At 51.5% G+C, this 19,640-nt stretch carries 17 protein-coding genes, 1 tRNA gene and 1 pseudogene; 12 read left to right on the top strand and 7 right to left on the bottom strand.

What is annotated here, in order from left to right; genetic code table 11:
• Positions 1-4 precede the first annotated feature (4 nt).
• From AC2FNV_RS12975 to AC2FNV_RS12985, 3 genes are all read right to left on the bottom strand, one after another.
• Positions 5-1,153 (bottom strand): carbohydrate ABC transporter permease, encoded by a 1,149-nt coding sequence (locus AC2FNV_RS12975; RefSeq protein WP_170604830.1) that lies wholly within the window; start codon positions 1,151-1,153, stop codon positions 5-7.
• Positions 1,154-1,162: 9 nt separating this feature from the next.
• Positions 1,163-2,170, bottom strand: a complete 1,008-nt coding sequence (locus AC2FNV_RS12980) for a carbohydrate ABC transporter permease (RefSeq protein ID WP_170473382.1) — start codon at positions 2,168-2,170, stop codon at positions 1,163-1,165.
• A 64-nt stretch (positions 2,171-2,234) separates the two neighbouring features.
• Positions 2,235-3,503, bottom strand: a complete 1,269-nt coding sequence (locus tag AC2FNV_RS12985) for an ABC transporter substrate-binding protein (RefSeq protein ID WP_170604832.1) — start codon at positions 3,501-3,503, stop codon at positions 2,235-2,237.
• Positions 3,504-3,722: 219 nt separating this feature from the next.
• On the opposite strand from AC2FNV_RS12985, the gene AC2FNV_RS12990 reads away from it, so the two are divergent.
• Positions 3,723-4,754, top strand: coding sequence for a substrate-binding domain-containing protein (locus tag AC2FNV_RS12990; protein ID WP_170604834.1), 1,032 nt, complete (start codon positions 3,723-3,725; stop codon positions 4,752-4,754).
• Between the two features lies 1 nt (position 4,755).
• Positions 4,756-6,066 carry a GH1 family beta-glucosidase gene (locus AC2FNV_RS12995; protein ID WP_170604836.1) on the top strand — a complete coding sequence of 437 codons (1,311 nt, stop codon included), beginning with the start codon at positions 4,756-4,758 and terminating at the stop codon, positions 6,064-6,066.
• 39 nt (positions 6,067-6,105) lie between these two features.
• On the opposite strand, the gene AC2FNV_RS13000 is transcribed toward AC2FNV_RS12995, so the two are convergent.
• Complete coding sequence (locus AC2FNV_RS13000; protein ID WP_254442480.1) at positions 6,106-7,017, bottom strand: hypothetical protein; 912 nt, start codon at positions 7,015-7,017, stop codon at positions 6,106-6,108.
• A gap of 146 nt (positions 7,018-7,163) precedes the next feature.
• Between AC2FNV_RS13000 and AC2FNV_RS13005 the strand changes: the two genes are divergently transcribed.
• The 6 genes from AC2FNV_RS13005 to AC2FNV_RS13030 all read left to right on the top strand — a co-directional run bounded on the left by AC2FNV_RS13005 (position 7,164) and on the right by AC2FNV_RS13030 (position 11,704).
• Positions 7,164-7,239: transfer RNA gene (locus AC2FNV_RS13005), tRNA-Thr, on the top strand.
• A gap of 237 nt (positions 7,240-7,476) precedes the next feature.
• The gene (locus AC2FNV_RS13010) at positions 7,477-8,880 is read left to right on the top strand and encodes a tyrosine-type recombinase/integrase (protein ID WP_170604840.1); all 1,404 of its coding nucleotides are present in this window, start codon (positions 7,477-7,479) and stop codon (positions 8,878-8,880) included.
• A complete protein-coding gene (locus AC2FNV_RS13015; protein ID WP_170604842.1) occupies positions 8,877-9,419 on the top strand; it encodes a hypothetical protein in 543 nt (180 codons plus the stop codon). The genes AC2FNV_RS13010 and AC2FNV_RS13015 overlap by 4 nt, the downstream gene beginning before the upstream one ends.
• Positions 9,420-9,552: 133 nt before the next feature.
• The gene (locus AC2FNV_RS13020; RefSeq protein ID WP_170610439.1) at positions 9,553-9,744 is read left to right on the top strand and encodes a helix-turn-helix domain-containing protein; all 192 of its coding nucleotides are present in this window, start codon (positions 9,553-9,555) and stop codon (positions 9,742-9,744) included.
• Positions 9,744-10,280 carry a class I SAM-dependent methyltransferase gene (locus tag AC2FNV_RS13025; protein WP_170610442.1) on the top strand — a complete coding sequence of 179 codons (537 nt, stop codon included), beginning with the start codon at positions 9,744-9,746 and terminating at the stop codon, positions 10,278-10,280. Before AC2FNV_RS13020 ends, AC2FNV_RS13025 begins: the two co-directional genes overlap by 1 nt.
• Positions 10,281-10,282: 2 nt before the next feature.
• Positions 10,283-11,704 carry a DUF3631 domain-containing protein gene (locus AC2FNV_RS13030; RefSeq protein ID WP_170610444.1) on the top strand — a complete coding sequence of 474 codons (1,422 nt, stop codon included), beginning with the start codon at positions 10,283-10,285 and terminating at the stop codon, positions 11,702-11,704.
• A 531-nt stretch (positions 11,705-12,235) separates the two neighbouring features.
• On the opposite strand, the gene AC2FNV_RS13035 is transcribed toward AC2FNV_RS13030, so the two are convergent.
• Positions 12,236-13,801, bottom strand: a complete 1,566-nt coding sequence (locus tag AC2FNV_RS13035) for an arylsulfatase (protein WP_496773497.1) — start codon at positions 13,799-13,801, stop codon at positions 12,236-12,238.
• Positions 13,802-13,900: 99 nt separating this feature from the next.
• Positions 13,901-14,728 carry a neuromedin U gene (locus tag AC2FNV_RS13040; protein ID WP_170499493.1) on the bottom strand — a complete coding sequence of 276 codons (828 nt, stop codon included), beginning with the start codon at positions 14,726-14,728 and terminating at the stop codon, positions 13,901-13,903.
• A gap of 775 nt (positions 14,729-15,503) precedes the next feature.
• On the opposite strand from AC2FNV_RS13040, the gene mbfA reads away from it, so the two are divergent.
• The gene (gene mbfA, locus AC2FNV_RS13045; RefSeq protein ID WP_170473345.1) at positions 15,504-16,481 is read left to right on the top strand and encodes an iron exporter MbfA; all 978 of its coding nucleotides are present in this window, start codon (positions 15,504-15,506) and stop codon (positions 16,479-16,481) included.
• A 210-nt stretch (positions 16,482-16,691) separates the two neighbouring features.
• Positions 16,692-16,799 (top strand): annotated as a pseudogene (locus AC2FNV_RS13050) (IS6 family transposase); the annotation flags it as partial.
• A gap of 177 nt (positions 16,800-16,976) precedes the next feature.
• Here the strand turns inward: AC2FNV_RS13050 and AC2FNV_RS13055 are convergent.
• On the bottom strand, positions 16,977-17,615 hold the full coding sequence (locus tag AC2FNV_RS13055) for a pyridoxamine 5'-phosphate oxidase family protein (RefSeq protein ID WP_170604892.1): 639 nt from the start codon (positions 17,613-17,615) through the stop codon (positions 16,977-16,979).
• A 462-nt stretch (positions 17,616-18,077) separates the two neighbouring features.
• On the opposite strand from AC2FNV_RS13055, the gene AC2FNV_RS13060 reads away from it, so the two are divergent.
• Together AC2FNV_RS13060 and AC2FNV_RS13065 are read left to right on the top strand one after the other, a co-directional pair.
• Positions 18,078-18,416, top strand: coding sequence for a hypothetical protein (locus AC2FNV_RS13060; RefSeq protein WP_170473340.1), 339 nt, complete (start codon positions 18,078-18,080; stop codon positions 18,414-18,416).
• Positions 18,409-19,635, top strand: coding sequence for an HlyD family secretion protein (locus AC2FNV_RS13065; protein ID WP_496773500.1), 1,227 nt, complete (start codon positions 18,409-18,411; stop codon positions 19,633-19,635). Before AC2FNV_RS13060 ends, AC2FNV_RS13065 begins: the two co-directional genes overlap by 8 nt.
• Positions 19,636-19,640: the final 5 nt, after the last annotated feature.

Below are 19,640 nucleotides of genomic sequence, written 5' to 3' on the forward strand. Positions count from 1 at the left end.
GCCTTTATTTTACGGACCCGGCCAACAAACCGCGGACCAGATATTTCTGCATTGCAAAGAAGACAATCAGTGGAACGACGATCGATACGAATGCCGCCGTTGCAAGTATTTCCCAATTGCCGCCGCGCGTACCAAGCAACTCGACAATGCTGTTGGTCATAACGGTCGTCTGACCTGATGCGTCGATCAGAAATACTTTGGCGACCAGCAAGTCGTTCCAAGTCCACAAGAATTGCAGGATCGCAAAGGACGCCAACGCAGGAAAGCTAAGCGGGAGTATGAGTTTCGTAAAGATTTGGAACTCGGTTGCGCCATCCACTCTTGCATTTTCGATCAGATCGCGCGGAAGGCCGGCCATGTAGTTTCGCAGCAGGTAAATCGCCAACGGCATCCCAAAGCCCGTGTGGGCCATCCATACACCGAGGTAGCCTTTGCCTATCCCGATCCCCAGATGAAATTTCAACAATGGGATAAGGGCCAGTTGAAGTGGAACAACCAACAAGCCAACAACTGCAGCGATCAGCAAGGCACGACCCGGGAACTCCATCCATGCCAGCGCGTAGGCCGCGAACGCGGCGACTAGAATTGGGATGATAGTGGCGGGAACCGTTACTGTCAGCGTGTTGAAGAATGCCCGTGTCATGCTGTCCGTGCTATCTTCTGCCAACAGTACTTTGTGATAGTTATCCAGCGTGAACTCTGGTGGAAGTTCCGCGGTAACGAATACACGTGCGCCCCGAGCCCCGGTAAATTCTTCTGCGTTTTCCATCCTGTAGTTGCCGCTGGCATCCACTGTGATGGTTCCACCTCTGCGCAATTCGGCTGTCTGTCCCGGCTCAAATGCGTCCACCGCACGTGAACTAACGCCCCATTTCGAAATTGTAGCTTTTTGACCAGCATCAAAAAGGTTGCCTTCGATCACATACATTCCGTCTTCGAGCACTTGGTTTTCTGCCGCAGCAGAACGCAAGGTCAGGTTCTGTTCAGACGGGAACAGAGATTTCCACCATCCGCTTGTCGCAATCTGGTCGGCCGTACGGAAAGACGAAATAAACAACCCCAGAGTCGGCACCACCCACAGCACCACTAGAAAAATAACGGAGAGATGGACGACCCAACGCAGGGCGGGCTTGGTTCCTGCAATATCACTCATGTCAGGCTCCTACTTCATCTCATTGCGTGCATTACGCACATTCCAGACAAGGATCGGGGTAACCAGCAGCATTATGACCATCGCCGAGGCTGAGCCTACGCCCCAGTCATTGGCCCGAAACAGCTTGTCGTACATGTAGTTGGCAAGAACCTGTGTCTCCCACTGGCCATTCGTCATCGCGAACACAATGTCGAAGACTTTGAGAACCAGGATGGTAATCGTGGTCCAGACGACAAGGATGGTCGTCTTGATTTGCGGTACCTTGATCTTGAAAAAAATCTGAAATGGGTTCGCGCCATCCAAAATTGCGGCTTCTACAGTTTCTTCCGGGATGCCACGAAGCGCCGCCGACAGAATGACCATGGCAAAACCGGTTTGTATCCAGATCAAAACAACCATCAGGAAAAAGCTGTTCCAGAAGGGTATGGTCAACCATGTTTGAGGCTCGGTTCCACCAAAGAACATGTATAGGGCGTTCAGTATCCCGATTTGATCCTGTTCAACCGGACGGGTGTCATAAACCAACTTCCAGATCACCGATGCACCTACGAAAGAGATCGCCATCGGCATGAAAATCATGGCTTTGGCGACGTTTCCCCAACGTATGCGGTCGGTTAGCTGAGCAACGAGCAAGCCGAAAAACGTCGACAAAGCCGGAACCACAATAAGCCACAGCATATTGTTTCGCATCGCTTCCCAAAACTTCGGTTCGGCCACCATCTGTTTGTAGTTTTCCAGGCCGACCCATTCATACCCGCCACCAGGTACACGATCAGTCAGCGATAACCGCATGGTTTCGATGACTGGGTAAGCCAGATAAAGACCCAGCGCCGCGACCGCGGGAAAAAGAAACAGCCATGGCCGAATTATGTTCGCCCGGTTTATGTTGCGGCCAGCATTTGGTCCGCGCGGTGGGAACAAAACTTTGTCCAGAAACTGGTTGGATAAGTAAAAATAACCCACACAACCTGACACGCCGATGGCAATGGTCAGCAGGCCCTGAAATGCCGGATGCATGACGCTCTCCGTTGCGAAAAGGGAAGGCGGCCAAAACCAGAAGGCCGCCCTTGTTCAATTGCGATTAGTCCAATGCATCCCATGAGGATTGGATCTCGTCGGCAACCTCTTGCGCGGGTTTGCCACCGGTGTAGTCGACCATGCCGGTCCAAAATGTCCCTGCGCCAACACCTCCGGGCATTAGGTCAGAGCCATCAAAGCGGAATGTCGTTGCGCCAAGAAGAATCTCGTTCATCTTTTTCAGAGTAGGATCCGAGAAGACAGAAGTATCGACGCCCTTATGAGGTGTCAGAAAACCCGTCAGAGCCATCCAAATTTCATGCGCTTCAGGCGTCTGAAGGTAAGCGATTAAATCATGTGCGGCTGGGCTGTCATTAGTGATGGCCCAAAGAGTTCCTGCACCAAGTACCGGGCTACCCAAATCCTTGCTTTCATAAGCCGGAAAGTAAAAGAAATCTGCGTCTTCGCCAACCACGGTACCATCAGGGAAGAAGGCCGGAATAAACGACGCTTGGCGGTGCATGTAGCATTGCGGAGGTGAACTGAACATCCCCTTGGGGCTATCGCGAAAGTCTGTTGTCGCAACCGCACCAGCCCCACCTGCGACAAAGTCGTCATTAAGGGCAAATGCGCCAAATTCCTCGATCGCGGCGATCACCTTGGGGTCGTTGAACTTCATTTCATTCGAAACCCAGGCATCGTAATCTTCTGGTGATTGAGTGCGGAGCATCATGTCCTCGACCCAGTCAGTGGCCGGCCAGCCGGTCGCACCTCCGGAACCCAATCCGATGCACCATGGCGTTTCACCGTCAGCCACGATTTGTTCTGTCAGCGCCTTCAACTCCTCCATGGTGGTTGGCACTTCGTAGCCTGCGTCTTCAAAGTTTTCGGGCACGTACCAAACAAGCGATTTTACATCGACCTTGTAAAAGAACCCGTAAAGATTGTCCTGCCCGTCCGGACCCGAGTAAGTGCCCAAGTCTACCCAAGACTGACCAGCTGCGTAATTGTCTCGAATCCAATCCGCAGTGCCATCGTTAAGCGGTGTCAGAAACCCGGATTTGGCCATATCTGCTGCTAATCCCGGTTGTGGAAAGACGGAAACATTTGCTGCGGAACCTGCCTCGGCATCAATCCGAATTTGTTGTTCGAAGCTGTCCGAGCCGACATAAGCATATTCATGCCCGGTAGCAGCGGCAAAACCGTCCAGGACCTTTTGGACGTTCTCTTGATCAGGTCCCAGCCACGGGCCAAAGACGGTGACTTTCTCGGCCTGCGCGGCGCCCGCCATCAGGGCGAACATGGCCGCGCCTGCGTAAAGCGAGTGTTTCATGGATTTTCCTCCCAACAGTATCTTGCGCCCTTTTGAATTTAAATTTCCAAAGCGCTTTGAATGACACGGTTTATCCGTCAATGATGCATTTCTGTCAATATTTCGTTTGCCAAATCTCAAAATATTAATAAAAAATGCCATAAATCAAAAACGAGTTGACTGAAGTGGCAAACCCAATAAATACAAGTTTTGCGAAAATTTGAAGGCGCTTTGAGGCCCATGAACCTAAAGAAACTCTCTGAAATCCTTGGCTTGTCGCAAACAACTGTCAGTCGCGCGCTCAACGGGTATCCCGAGGTGAACGAGGAAACGAGAATTCGGGTCCAGGCCGCTGCTGCAAAGCATGGTTACCGCCCCAACAGTCGGGCAAAAGGGTTGGCGACAGGGCGGTCATTGGTGATAGGGCACGTAATTCCAACTTCTTCTCAGCACGAAATGGTCAATCCGATTTTCGGTGATTTTGTTGCCGGTGCTGCCCGTGCGTATGCTCAGCATAACTATGACATGATGTTCACGCACGCGCCCGACACATCAATAGAGGAATCTTATCGCAGCCTTTTTAACCGCGGTGTCGTTGACGGAATTGTCTTGCAGGGTCCCAAGGTGAATGAGCCGCGAATCCCCGTCCTGTCGCGATTGGGCGTGCCGTTCATTGTGCATGGTCGCTCGACCGGTACGCAGGTGCCGTATGACTGGATTGACGTCAACAACCAAAGGTCATTCGAACGGGCGACGCAGTTTTTGATCGATCTGGGGCACCGTCGCATCGCACTGATAAATGGTTTAGAAGAGATGGACTTCGCGCGGCGCCGCAGGAATGGCTACTTAACTGCGCTCGAAAAAGCAGAATTAACCCCTGATCCCGCATTGCTGCGCAGCGCAGAAATGACCGAAATCTACGGGTATCAAACTGCATGCGACATGCTGAAATTGGATGATCCACCAACGGCAATTTTGGCTTCTTCGATAATCTCAGCGATTGGCGTCCGTCGGGCGTTGGAAGAGAGCGGTTTGAAAATGGGGCGCGACATCTCTGTCATTGCCCATGATGATGAACTGTCATACATGCGCAACGGTCAAGATGTACCGATCTTTACCGCCACTCGTTCTTCGGTAAGACATGCGGGTGAGCTTGCCGCAGAGATGCTGATAGAACGGATCAACGCCCCCGACGATCCCCCGAAATCGTGTTTGTTAGAAGCGGAGCTTGTGGTCGGAAACTCAACTGGTCCCGTTCGGCAAAGGTCTTGAAATGAAACACAAACGAAGCGACTTTCCGCAGGATTTCCTATTTGGAGTCGCGACCTCCGCCTATCAGATTGAAGGCCACGCCCAGGGCGGCGCGGGAAAGACACATTGGGATAGTTTTGCCGCTACTCCCGGTAATGTCGTAAACGCCGAAAACGGTGATCTTGCCTGCGACCATCTCAACCGGTTTGAGCAAGACCTGGACTTGATCCAGGACGCCGGATTCGACTGTTACCGTTTCTCGACGAGTTGGGCACGCGTGTTGCCAGAGGGCCGAGGGGCGGTAAATCAAGCGGGTTTGGATTTTTACGATCGGTTGACTGACGGACTGCTAGAACGCGGCATCCGCCCATGCGCTACGCTCTATCACTGGGAGTTGCCATCGCCTCTTGCAGATCTTGGGGGATGGCGAAATCGGGACATAGCAGGTTGGTTTGCTGATTTTACCGAGATCATCATGGGTCGGATCGGTGATCGGATGTTCAGTGTCGCACCTATCAATGAACCGTGGTGCGTGAGTTGGCTAAGTCATTTTGACGGCCATCATGCCCCGGGTCTTCGTGATATACGTGCCACGGCACGCGCCATGCATCATGTTTTACTGGCTCATGGGCGCTCGATCGAGGCAATGCGCGGGTTAGGGATGTCTAATTTGGGTGCCGTGTTCAATTTGGAATGGGCTGAACCTGCCGATGACAGCGCGCAGTCAGAAAACGCTGCGGCGCTTTATGACGGGATTTACAATCGTTTCTTTCTTGGAGGCGTTTTCAAGAAATCCTATCCGGAAAACGTGCTGGATGGATTGGCGCCACATTTGCCGGCGGACTGGGAGGATGACTTCGAAACCATTGGCGCTCCGGTTGATTGGTGTGGACTGAACTATTACACGCGTAAGCTGATCTCTCACACGGATGCCCCTTGGCCCAGTTTAAAAGAGGTGCAAGGACCTTTACCAAAAACGCAGATGGGGTGGGAAATCGATCCTGACGCACTGTCCCGCTTCTTGATCCGTACAGCCCGTGAATATACAGGGGAATTGCCGATCTTTGTAACCGAGAACGGAATGGCCAGTTCTGAACGTCAGCAAGACAATGATCGCATCGATTACCTGGACCTGCACCTTTCCGCGTTGCAAGAAGCGCTGAACCAAGGTGTGCCGATAAATGGCTATTTTGTCTGGTCACTACTCGATAACTATGAATGGGCCTTGGGGTATGAAAAACGCTTTGGCCTTGTCGATGTGGATTTCAAGACATTGAAGCGAACACCCAAAGCGTCATACCATGCCATAAAATCGGCCCTGGCCTCTATTTAGCCCTAGGGAATTTTTGTGAGCTTTGGGATGGAAGGCCGTCTATGGTCTTAGAAACTTGATATCTGGCATGGCTTCTAACATTGCCAGATCCTGTTCGTACAATTCGGTAAAAGCCGAGACTATTTCGTCGCTCCAACCCTCCAGGTCAAGTTCTTCTTCTATGGCATCGGGCATGGCGTATTCATCAAAAATTCGACTTAGTTCCGAGCGAAGCGAAGGGTCGCAAGGCGCGGATTTCTTCTGCATTAAGTTCTGAATTTCTTGTTTGCCAGTTCCTGACACCAGTGATGATAACAGCGAATACTCTTCGGACAGCACAGCGTTTTCGGGTAAGCCAGCCATCGCCCGAGCAATGTCTCCCCAGACGAGTGGCGTATCTTCGTTGCTCCATACCGTGAAATTCACGTTAGGTGCGAGATCTCGAATGTTGTCGATCATGGCTAGCCAACTCAAGCAACTCAGGTCGGTTTGGCGAAGGATACGTTGTCGCTGTGACTCTGGTTGGCTCATTAACGCCCGGGGGATAAAACTGCCCGGGTTTCGCAGCCCAATGAACAGTTCGACTTCAAACCCCTCAAAAATTTCCACCAGACACGCGATGCGTTGTCCTGCAAGGGGATAGAACTGCCCGTCCATAATCGCTGTTTCAATTTCTCCAATGAATCGTGGGGTCGACAAGATTAGCCGATCAAAATTTCCATAATTTGGTATTTGTTTAAGAAATTCTTCTCGTGCCCGCTGAATGGACTGTCGATTTTCGAACGAGTCGAGAGCGGTTCGAAAGTAGTTCTTGTAGGTACTAAAACCCCGATAAGCCACATTCCACTGACCAAGCACTTGGGTGTTGGCCTTCAGGAGATCGAGCAGCCGACCATCGTCGGAATGAGCAACGCCTGCGTGGACGACGACTTTCATGGTTATTTGTTCGCCTTCATTTTCAAAGCGTCTCAACTGGGTTACATCCTATGGAAATGACAGTCAAATCCGCGGATCGCTTCAAATTGCACCTACAAACACAAGATAATTTGCTTAAGGTGGATGATAGATGAAATTTCATACTTGCAGTCACTGTTCTGAAGCATTAATCGACTGTCCAAGCCCCTATAGCTCAGCTGGTAGAGCAACTGATTTGTAATCAGTAGGTCCGCGGTTCGAGTCCGTGTGGGGGCACCATCAAATCTCCTTAAAAATATGGCCAAAACCCCAACAAAACAGGGGTTTCAGCTGCAATTCCGTTTTGGGCTCATATTGCACGAAAATGCACGGCCACGAACCCACAAGCAGCAAAATTCTGGAATGGTTCTGGAATCAAATTGAGATTTTGGTGCGAGTCGCGTATTTTTCAATTACGGAACCGGGTGCTGCGAACACCCGGCCCCACATAACCGGTCACGTGAAAGGAACCCGGCCATGTCTGACGAGGCATTACCAGCACGCGAACGGGCTTTAAAGCACCTGATCGCCGCACGTGACACCAATGTCCGTGGCGAACTCGCTGAAGCCATCAAGGCGGCAATCAGCATCGCGGATGGTAGCGCGGTGAAAGAAGCCAAGCGCAGCGATAGAACCGACATTAGTTATCAGAGTCTGAAACCCGGCGGAAAGCTGACAGACCCACAAAGAGCGGGTCTGATGATGCGAGCCACAAAAGGCAAACAGTCGCGCAAAACTTGGATATTCCGTTTCAGTGATCCCGAGACCAGAAAACAGGTGGAATACATTTTTGGGACCTACCCAGAAATGACGTTGGCGGATGCTCGATCAAAGTGGCGCGATCTACGTGACCTCCGTGACAAAGGCGAAGATCCACGCCCAAAAAGCAAGACCAACGGGTCTTCAACCGAAGACGTCGTTACGGTGGGTGCACTTTGTCAGCGGTATCTCAGCGAGTACGCTCGCAAGGTGAAGGCTGAAACTTCAGTTCGCGAAGACACACGGATCATCAATAGACACATCCTCCCGGATCACGGCGATAAAGACGTGCGAGAATTCACCGAGGAAACTGTCGCATCAATACTGTTGCCGCTCTCAGAAGCAGGCAAATCGCGTCAAGCTGAGCAAGTGGCTTCCCTGATTCATGTCATGTTCAACGTTGCAGTTGGTAAAACCAAAAAGATCGACATGTTGGGGCAAAAGCACTGGTTACCTAAAGACCACCCAAACCCGGCTGCAAACCCAGGTCTTAAGAAGCGCGAGGTAATGATCGCCCCGCCGAGTAAATCCGTGTTCCGGTCCTTCATCCGAAATATTGATGTGCTGGGGCGTTACGGTGACATTCTGATGGTTCAGGCCGAGACCTTCGCACGCATCAATGAAGTTACCGGGATGCGTTGGGCTGAGGTCGACTTTGAAGACGCCGTCTGGGAACTTCCCGCAGAACGATCGAAGAACGGTTTTTCACACAAAGTGATGCTATCACGGCAAACCGTCGCGCGCTTAGAAGAGCTGAAAGGAAACAGTGAATCCATATATGTTTTCCCTAGTGCGCAAGACGCCAGCAAACCAATCGATAAGAAGCTGGTCATTCGTACTTTGAAGAAAAAGCTACCTGAGCTTGGTATCGATTCAAAGTTCACATCCCATGCCCTCCGAAGGATGGCGTTGACCTGGGTCGCCGAAAACAAAGGCCACAAAGAGATCCGTGACCGCCTTTCTAATCACACGTCAAACAAAAAAAATGCTGACGCGCATTACTCTTGGGCAGCAGAGCGCAATGACGTCGCACGCCAATTCACCCAGTTGTGGTCAGACCATCTGTGTGCCCTTTCCGACGAAAAGATCATCCTTCCCGCGTTTGGAGGGCAGAGCGCATGAGTGGCAAGTGGAAGGTTCGCGGCGCTCAGTCTGTGTTCGAAGACGATCCTATGGATGTACTGCGCAACCAGATCGACAGCATCGTCGCGCTGATTGAGACAACCGACGAGGTTACAGCGGAGATGCGGACCAAAGCCGAAGACCTGCTGGCGGCCTGTACCAATGCTGAAACCTTCCTACGCGAGCTAGAAGAACAACGCGATCGCCTTGACGCGGAAGCCGCTGAGCGCACCAAAGACTTTGGTGATGCTGTAAATCATGGTCTGGATCAGCTGCGAGAACGGCACAAGCTACAAACAAGCGTTAGTGTTGAGAACGAGAAGAAACGGGCAGGGCGGGCAAAAGGTGTGATTACCAGTAAAGATCGCGCGCAAGAAAGAAACCGATTTGTTGACGCCCACAAAGATGCGGCCTTAGCCCAAGCCAAAGGCGACCGCGCATTAGCGGCGAGGCTAATCCGTAAACAAATGATCAGTTGGGCCGCGGGAATCACCGGGCAAAGAGCCTTGTCTGAGAAGACAATCGAGGATCGTATCTGATCCAACCTTCCCACAAGTCTTAAGACTCATGGAAACTACGCCCGTAAGTCTTAAGACTCTTGGTTCATCTATTCACACAGCAACGCACCGCGGTGCCTGATCTTTCCATATTGGACCGAAACAAGGAAAGATCATGTCACGTACATCTGATCCCAGCCCAAAATCGTTCGCCGAAGAACTCGATTGCAGCGAACGTCATGTATGGAACCTAATTAGCGAAGGCCAGCTTGAAACCTACCAGGTTGGCCGTCTGCGCCGTATCTTCCGCACGAGTGCCAATGATTACAAAGAACGCAACCGCGTTGAACCGCGCGGTACTGCATAATGGGCAAAAGAAGCGACTTTGATCGCATCCCACGCGATAAATACATGACTCCCAAAAAAGCAATCGATCCGCTTTTGTTCTGGATCGAAGAAGGGTGGTCATTTGCTGAGCCGTGCGCCGGCGATGGTGGGCTTGCCCGACATCTCGAAGAAAACGGTCACGTCTGCTTGCACATGTCGGACATCGAACCGGAACACCCAAAAGTCAAAGAACTCGACGTGTTTGATTTTGAGGCCGATCTGTCGACGACAGACTGCGTCATAACAAACCCGCCGTGGGACCGGAAAATACTGCATCCGCTAATCGAACATCTCAGTGACCAGGTTCCGACGTGGTTATTGTTTGATACCGACTGGATGCACACCAAACAGGCGATCCCGTTTTTGCCGCGCTTGCGCCGCATCATCTCGGTCGGTCGCGTCAAATGGATTCCCGGCAGCACGATGACGGGAAAAGACAACTGCGCTTGGTACCACTTCACCAAACCCGGTCCGAAAAACACCGTTTTCATTGGTCGCAGCGAGATTTGGGGGTGACAATGGTTGATTCAGTGCAATTGACCCAGATACTCAACCGAGTGACAGACCGAGCAAAGGAAGATCCAGGGGCGCCCTTCGAACCTGAGGCACTGGAAGCCCTGAAAATAACCAGGAGTACTGATCCGGCCAAATGGCAGCGCATACGCGCAGGATTGAAGGCGGCCAAGGTACAAGTCACGGAGCTGGACAAGCTGACAGACGCCACAACGTCGAGCGTGGAGGAGGATGACACCCCAGACTTACTGGAGGAAACCCCCATCTGGTACGAGCCTGTAAGCGGTCCAGACCTCGCAGAATCCATCCATGACAGGCTCATGCGTCACATCCTGTTTCAGAACGACGAAGAGGCCGACGCAGTGACATTGTGGGTGATGTCCAGCTGGCTCATGGACAGGTGGTACCTGTTCCCCAAGCTGTTCATTACATCCCCGGAACCGGGGTGCGGTAAGAGTACGCTGGCAGAGGTCGTAGAAGCCTTTTCACGCAAGCCGCTGTACTGCTCGCAAGTATCACAGGCCGCGCTATTCAGAGTGATTGAGATGTACCAACCCACCCTCCTGCTTGATGAGGCCGACCTGACGATCAAGAACAATGATGATCTTGTAAGCCTGATAAACGCCGGACACACCAAGCGCCACGCAAACGTGCTACGCACCCAGGAAGTCAATAACGACCACCCACCCCGTGTGTTCAGCGTGTGGGCACCGCAGGTGATTTCAGGCATAGGCCGCCAGAATGCAGCGCTTGAAAGTCGATGCGTAAAGGTGGAGCTGCGGCGCAAGCTGGTTAACGAAAAAACAGAACGTAAACCAGGTAATCTGTTTGAGCTGCACCCTGAGGACCGCCAGAAGCTGGCCCGATGGGCGCAAGATTTTCCACAAGAACACATAGATCACGACATCCTGCCGATGAACCTTGGCAGCGACCGCGTGCAGGACAACTGGCAGCCCCTGTACAAGGTTGCGTTTAGCCTGGGCGAGGAGTGGCTGGAGAGGGCCAAGGCAGCTTATCACACAATGGAGAGCGGCCACGGCATTAACGACCTGCCCATACCGCTGCAGCTGGTGTGGGACATCTGGCTGTTGTTCGAGGAACAAAAGAAAGAGAACTTACCAACGTCCCGCATAGTGGACAAGCTAAACGCAGATCCCGACGCGCCGTGGTGTGAAATTAACCGGGGCCAACCGCTGACACAGCACAGCATGATGGGCCGCCTACGTAAGTACAAGATCACGACACACCCCCGCAATAGCGTTAGGGTGCTCCTCCGGAGCGAGGTGAATGAGCTTTACCTGCGTTATGTGGAAGGGCGGATCGAAAAGGAGGAAAAACAACCAAAAGGAGAGCAAATGGAGGCGAGACTGGATCCGGAAGAGTTCCCAGTCGCTAGCTCTAAATACGACCCGAATGCGTGGAAATAGCACTATAACCCGTGGGAAGGGGAAAAATCAGCGCAGAGAAGTGTAACTATTGTTTAATTGCAAATGGTTACAAGAAAAAAAGTGTAAAAAGAAGTGTAGCCTTGAGTGATTTTGTAGGGCGAATGTTACACTTCTTTTTACACTTCTTTTGCTGCAGCTAATTGAAAACATTGAATAGCTACACTTCTCGACCCCAAAATTTCCCCCTTCGTGTCGAGGCATCCATCACCAAACACAAGGAACCTGCAAGGGCAGAAGGAAGCCGAATGAAACAGACCATACCCATTTCCGGAAGCGGACGTTTATGCATCCTGCAGCGGATGACCGCATCGAGCCCAGAGCCGCCGTTAATCCGGCATAGGTACGCTGCTCCGCGGCGAATAACCGCTCTGAGCCCAAAGCTGCTTTTAATCAGGCCTGCGGGCGCTGCTCCGCAGCGACTGACTGCATTGAGCTCAACGTGGAAACATTAATTTGAAGGCGGCACTCGCTTTGAGTGCCGCACATCATGGCTTTAATCTTTGCTGTTTTTCAGTTTCGGATTGGCGGCATTAGGCTCTCAAGCTTTTCGAACCGTTCGAGTGCGTCCGCGGCACGAAGGCTATTGTAGTTGATGCCCGCAGCGTTGAGCGAGGCACCGGACTGGAATGGAAACTCTCTGATCGTGCCCAAAAAGTCTTTGATGACCTGTTGGATCGGCACAAATAGCCACATGTTATCGGCGTACCAACGCAGATATCCCATCTCGCCCTCCCAAGGCATCTGTTCATAGGGATCCGCCTTTAGGTTGATAACCATTGGCCAGCCAGTTGTTCGCCGCTCGCCCGTAGCAATGTTGCCGTAGACACCAGCGAAATTGATCTTCCAATCTTCGTACCGCACGGCATTCAGTTCTCCGCCTTGTCCGAAATAGATAACTTCTTTGCGAGGCCCTTCCTCAGTTTCACCCGAAAAGAATGGGAGGAAATTGTATCCATCGAGGTGAACCTGCCATTCTTTCTTGTTCGCGGTCATGCCTTCCTTCATTTGCTCAACCAGCTGGTTGTTTCCAGCCGCAGCTGCAAGCGTTGGCATCCAGTCCTCATGGGACATAATTTCGTTTATGATTGACCCCGGTTCGATCACACCAGGCCAACGTACGAATTGGGGAACCCGCATACCGCCTTCCCAAGTTGTACCCTTTTCGCCATGAAATGGGGTGATCCCACCATCGGGCCAGGTGAAGCTTTCCGCACCATTATCTGTCGAATAAACAACGATGGTATTATCAGCGATCCCGAGTTCATCAAGCTTGTCTAGTAACTGACCGACTTGGCCATCGTGTTCGACCATCCCATCAGGGTAAAGCCCAATTCCTGTTACACCTACTGACTCTGGTTTCAATCGAGTCCAGACATGCATCCGGGTCGTAGTGACCCACGCGAAGAAAGGCTTTTCCTCAGAGACGCTACGTTCAATGAAGTCAAGTGCGGCACCTACAAACTCTTCGTCCGCAGTCTCCATCCGCTTTCGGGTCATGGGACCGGTATCTTCGATTGTACCGTCCGCGAAAGACCGGATCACACCACGGGGACCGTACTTCTCACGAAACTCGGGATCTTTGGGATAGTAGTAGGTTTCCGGTTCTTCCTCTGCGTTCAGATGGTAGAGATTTCCAAAAAACTCATCGAAGCCGTGGTTTGTTGGTAAATGCTTGTCTTGGTCACCAAGGTGGTTCTTGCCAAACTGACCTGTTGTGTATCCTTGATCTTTTAGCACGTCGCCGAGTGTCGGCGCCCAATCGGGAATCCCGTGATCGGATCCAGGCATACCAATTGTAAGGAGACCCGTTCGGAAAGGATGTTGACCCAGAACGAAAGCGGCGCGACCCGCAGTGCAGCTTTGATGGGCATAATGGTCCGTAAACAAAGCCCCTTCTGCGGCGATCCTGTCGATATTGGGAGTTTGGTACCCCATAATACCGTGACTGTAGGCGCTTATGTTGTCTCTCCCAATATCATCTCCCCAGATCACCAGGATATTCGGTTTTTCCTGCGCCCAGGCGGATATCGGTGAAATAAGCATTGCCGTAAGCGCTGTTAAAACTTTGTTCCGCATATGTTCTTCTCCTCTAAATACCATTACCCTTTGTTTTGAAGTTGATTTTCATTGGACGGATTGGCGTAAACTTGCACGACAACACAGTTTGAAACTCGTCTAGCCCTTGGGGAATAGAAGCTGAACTGTGAACCCAACTTGCCATTCTGGCGCGCTGGAGGGCCTTTCAACGTTGTAGTACGCCTCGGCACGAATATTGACCGGTTGATTACCCCATTTGGTTACCTTTCCGGCGCCGCCACCGATCGGAAGCAGTAGCCTTTCATCCGACGGCGCTTCCCAATTGTAAGTGATGACCATATCGCTGATCAGATACCAACCGTTGTCCAAGTTGTAGTTTATGAAAGGTTCCAGAAGCGTTTGATTGACGTCCTGGCGATCGCTGTCTCCGTCAAACGACCATAGATGACGGATCAACCCGCCATATGTACCCCAGCCTGGTTGGTTAAGAGCCACTGCAGAAAGACCCGCACTCCACTTTCCGCTCCCCAACCGGTCATCCGTTGCACTGTCTGCTGTAATGGAAGGACCAATTCCCCAGATCCATCCATTGACTGGTTTGACCGGACTAGCGAACAGCGTGTAGTTAATATCGCCCAAACCTGTTGTACGACCAGACTGAGATGGGCTGCCGATCCCTGAGTTGCCCGGCAACCCAGCTACACCACCAGGTGCGTCGTAGAGCGGGATGATAAAGCGTGAAACAAGGTTCCAGTCGCCAACCGTAACCGGAATTACGGGCTGAATCGCCAGTGAGTTTGCTTTCCCATTCGGTGCTCCATTGTCGAATGTGAACTTGAAGGGAACGCTAACCAATGAGCTGATCGGGTTTTGAACTGCAGATCCAAGATCATCCGACCAAGCGAGCTGCGGGGAAAAAAAAGCGCATAGTCCAATAATTTTGAGAGGAAGTTTCCTTTTCAGCATGTTGTGTCTTTCTGCCGTCGAAATGGCTGATAGGTAGTTTGCAGGAGGTAGATTAGGTTGCGTTAATCAATTCATTCCAAGATACGAATACTATTTCTTCGAGAGAATTGGCCTGATTTAGATCAAAAAACTTGCTGACGTTCAGAATTTGATAACTCAGCTGTAAGAAGCCAAATTAAGTGCTGTGTCCAAAGGCGGCTTTGTCCGCAACTCGGACGTTCAACGCACATAGACTTTATGTCTGCTTCTAGTTCGCGGTATCGAGGCGTGAAAAGGGCTATGATATTCGCGACGCAAAAAAACGGTAAACTGATTTAATAACAGTTAGTTTTTTCATAAAATCAATTAACTAGACCAAAGTATTTCGGAACCATGCCGTTCTTTTCTGTTTGTTTGGATAAACAGTTGGACTTTAACGGTGTGTCTCTACGAACAATGTGAGGCCAGAGAACGAGGTAGTACGTGGATAGCACTTTCAAAAAAGCGCGACGGCTGCAGGTGTTAAGTCATTGATATTATTAAATCCCGCCTAGGGAGGTGTGACAAAATCAATAAATGCGTGGCATAAAGGACTGCGGTTGGCGAATGCCAATAGAATCGAAATGCGCCAAGGGCAGCTTCAGAGTGACAAGCAGACTTCCAGCAAAGTAGCTCCGGCGATCGTTCTAAGCCTGAAGCTGGCGGTTCCTCGAACTCCGGCAGAAAAGTGTTTACAGTTTGATTGCGGGGCTGGATTTTCTATTTTCGAAGCAAGTTTGAGGATAGGAGTGACGTTATGCGGTCGTTCTTTGGTGGCAGGAAAAGGTTCACCGATCTTTCTGAAAGCGAGATATTGGGATTGGCAATTTCTTCGGAAGAAGACGATGCCCAAATCTACCGAGGCTTCGCCGAGCGGCTGAGGTCCGATTATCCTGCTACGGCCAAGGTTTTTGATGGGATGTCCGTCGAAGAAGACGATCACCGACGCCGCCTGATTGATCTGCATAAGTCCAGGTTCGGTGAAACGGTGCCATTAATCAGACGCGAGCATGTATCAGGTTTTTACGCAAGGCGGCCGGTATGGTTGTCCGAGCACCTACCGCTGGAACGGATTAGACAGATTGCCGAAGACATGGAGATCCAGGCGCAAAATTTCTACCTTGCAGCGGCGAAACGAGCGAAGGACGCGGACACGCGGAAACTGCTAGGTGACCTCGCGGCGGCAGAAGCAGCGCATGAAACCAGCGCAGCCGCGCTCGCCGAAGCTCATCTTACCCCTCAGGCCCTTGATGAGGAAAATTTTAGAGCGAAACGACAATTCATTCTGACTTGGGTGCAACCGGGGCTTGCTGGCCTGATGGACGGATCAGTTTCGACGCTGGCGCCGATCTTCGCCACAGCATTTGCCACAAAGGACCCCTGGACCACCTTTCTCGTTGGAGTTGCTGCCAGTATCGGCGCTGGGATCTCTATGGGCTTTACAGAAGCCGCTTCGGATGATGGTCAGCTATCGGGTCGCGGGAGCCCGATCAAACGAGGGGTTGCGTCCGGCGTTATGACCGCAGTTGGTGGACTTGGGCATGCCTTGCCGTATCTTATCCCAGACTTCTGGACAGCGACCACGATCGCAATCATTGTGGTTTTTCTTGAGCTCTGGGCAATCGCTTGGATACAAAACCGGTTTATGGATACTCCATTCTGGCGCGCGACGTTACAAGTGGTTGTGGGAGGCGGACTGGTTCTTGGTGCGGGTATTCTGATAGGATCTGGCTGAAACTATCTCGATCAACCAGCACCATCGCGTATTTACCCGCTTCAAGCGCAGTGCCGTAATTCCATCAGTGTCTATGAAAGTTCCAATTCTCTGCGGCCACGATACAGTCTTGTCGGAAGAACTTGTGTTGAGGCGGGCAGGGGCTTTTGAAGCTTAAACCGACGAACGAAACGATCACCCTTCAATTACTTCGAAACCAGTTCCGGGAACATTCGCCTGGCTGCGATGCTGCACGTCGGGTTCTCACTATTGCTTCGAATTTTAGAGGACCTGGTGAAAGAACGTGGCATCGAAGCTTGCCATGAAACCGTCCGGTATTGATGAAACTGATTCGGCCCGATGTTTGAGTCGGGAACCCGCAATTGCATGCCATCTACTCTTCTCGCCAGTCGTATTTGCTCTGATTGCGAGAAGGACGCCCTTTTCGCATGTTAGTCAGCCAAAAAACCTTTTTAATGACGCATCTTGCTGGCACGACCATTAATGGAAATGCTATCAATCGTCGTAAAGACGATATTTTTCATTGTCATCGAACCACTTCGTAACTTGTTCCAATGAATAATCGCGCCCCGTATGATCGACATTGGCTTCCGCATATGTTGGCAATCCGTCAATTGGCACCGCCTTTTCGGGAGCCCACAACGCCGCCCGAATTATTGCCTTACCGCAGTGATAAAAGGCTTCTTCCACGCTTACGAGAACCGCCAGTTCCGGTACTCGGCCATTGATTGCCATACTTTCTAATAAAGGCTGATCCCGTACCACTTGTGCAGTGCCATTCACACGAACTGTTTCATTGCGGTTTGGAACGAAAAAGATGAGTCCAACGCGACCGGTTTGCATAATATTGATGAACCCATCAAAGCGGCGGTTGCCGGGGCGATCCGGGATCGCGAGAGTTTTTTCGTCGATAACCTTAACAAAGCCAGCCGGGTCGCCTTTAGGCGAACAATCGAGCCGACCTGTCGAGTCCGATGTTGCTAAAACAAGAAACGGTGATCGTTCGATCCAGACTCGGCAGTGCTTGTCTATATGGTCAATTATTTTGACGTCCTGCGTTCCACTAGGCGGGTTGGGCACGATTGTTCGCAGTTCTTCTTCGGTCGTTACTACGTCTTGAGGTTCGTAGGGCATGTTTGCTCTCCGCTTTATCATTTGATTGTGCCCTTCGGCCGCGCAAATCTCAAACAAACAAAGCCCAGACAGTTCTGAAGCGTGGACTTGTCCGACATGGACGTGGCTGCCAAACTTGCCTCTGGGACCATGAGTCAGCGAAAGTAAGGGTCAAAAGTCGGTGTTTACGCTAGGCGACCGTTCGTGCGGACCAAGCATGAAGTGGTGCAACCGACGGCAGCTATGTTCGCAAAACAGATGCTAGCGATGTTTGGATGAATGTCCGCCTTAGACTCACAGCGGCCTCATTAATCTACTTTCTCTTTGTTGGAAGGCAGCGAAAGCTCAATTATTAGATACTCCAGATCGGTTGTTGGTCGACTTAGATTGTTACGAACTTTCTTCGCAGTCTCGTGCGAGATTGATCTTTTTGATTTCAATCGGTTATCCTTGTAGCAGATCATTAAGAAACATGAGGTTCAAATGAACAGCTCTATTTCTGATGAGGCGATTGCAGCGCTGCCATTTTGGGTAACACCTCCGGGCGAGACCGACGGGTTTCTGATCGTTGTCGGCGTGTTGCTCGTTTTAATACTGCTGGGTTTCGGCGCGCTCTATTTTACCGTTCAGGCAATTCCCGACCGTATGGCAGCAGGTGCCCACAAGGTTCAAATGCAGCTTGTAGGTGTGCTAGGCTTAATCTCCCTGTTCACTCTGAACAATGCTTTTTGGATCGCAGCAATTTTAATTGCGGCGGTGCCTTTGCATGAGATTTTCCCACTCAAGACCGAAATCGACCTCTCGGAGAATGACGATGCTTGAGTTGGTGTTCTCTGCGCTAATCACAATTGTCCCTGATTACCTTTACAGGCGTTACAAACAGGGCAAGAGGTGGGGTCACGAAATAACTCTTTTCAACGTGTGGTATGAATTGCGATGGGGTTTGACCGCTTGTGCTATTTTGGCCGTCACGTTGATAACTGTGATCTTTTATTTCCACCCGTCTACTCGAAACATTTCAGCCGCGTTTCGTACTGTAACTATTCTCTCCGACCGTGGAGGCCGCGTCTCGGAAGTTTACGTGGCCAATAACGCGGCAGTCAAAGCCGGTGACCCCATTTTTAGATTGGATACCATGCGGCAAGAGGCGGCAGCAGTAACCGCTCAACGTCGTATCGAAGAGGTTGAGGCAGCCTTGGGTTTGGCCGCAACGGAAGTAGCGGGCGCCGCGGCACTTGTCGAGGCGACCGAGGCAGATCTAGCTCAGGCCGAAAATGACTTGGAGCGACGTCTTGAACTCGCAGAGCGCAACGACACCGTCGTAAGCGAGCAGGAATTGGAACGACTGCAAACAGCCGTTTCAGGCGCGCAAAGCCAGCGTGCGGCCGCATTTGCGGCGCTCGACGGTGCCAAACTGCGCCAGACAACACTCCTTCCAGCGCAGCTTGAAAGCGCGCGTGCTGCTCTTAGTGAGGCAGAAAACGAAATATCAAAGTCAACTGTTTTCGCAGAGGTAGATGGGACTGTCACTCAATTTCTCTTGAAGTCAGGCGACATTGTTAACCCAATTTTACGTCCTGCTGGCATTTTGGTGCCTGAGGTCACGGGACAAGGGCGTTTTATTGCGGCATTTGGTCAAATTTCAGCAAGCGTACTCAGACCCGGAATGTTGGTTGAAATTACTTGTGCTTCCAAGCCCTTGACCATAATCCCTATGGTGGTGGACGAAGTGCAAAGCGCGATTGCTGCTGGGCAATTTCGACCTGGGGACGCGCTGCTGGATCAACAGGATCGAGCTCGTCCCGGGACAGTAACGGCCTTCCTGGCGCCAATTTTCCCAAAACATTTAGAAGATATCCCACCGGGCAGTGCTTGTGTTGGCGTTGCCTATACCAGCCGCGCGAAAGAAATCGAGGCCGGCGAAATCACTGGGCTATCAGCTTTCGTCGCACGGATCGTCGACGGAATGGGAATTGCAAATGCAATTGTCTTGCGCGCCCAGGCCATATTACTGCCGGTAAAAGCATTGGTCTTCAATTAGGCCGC

The organism is Ruegeria sp. BHSA163, assembly GCF_059613365.1.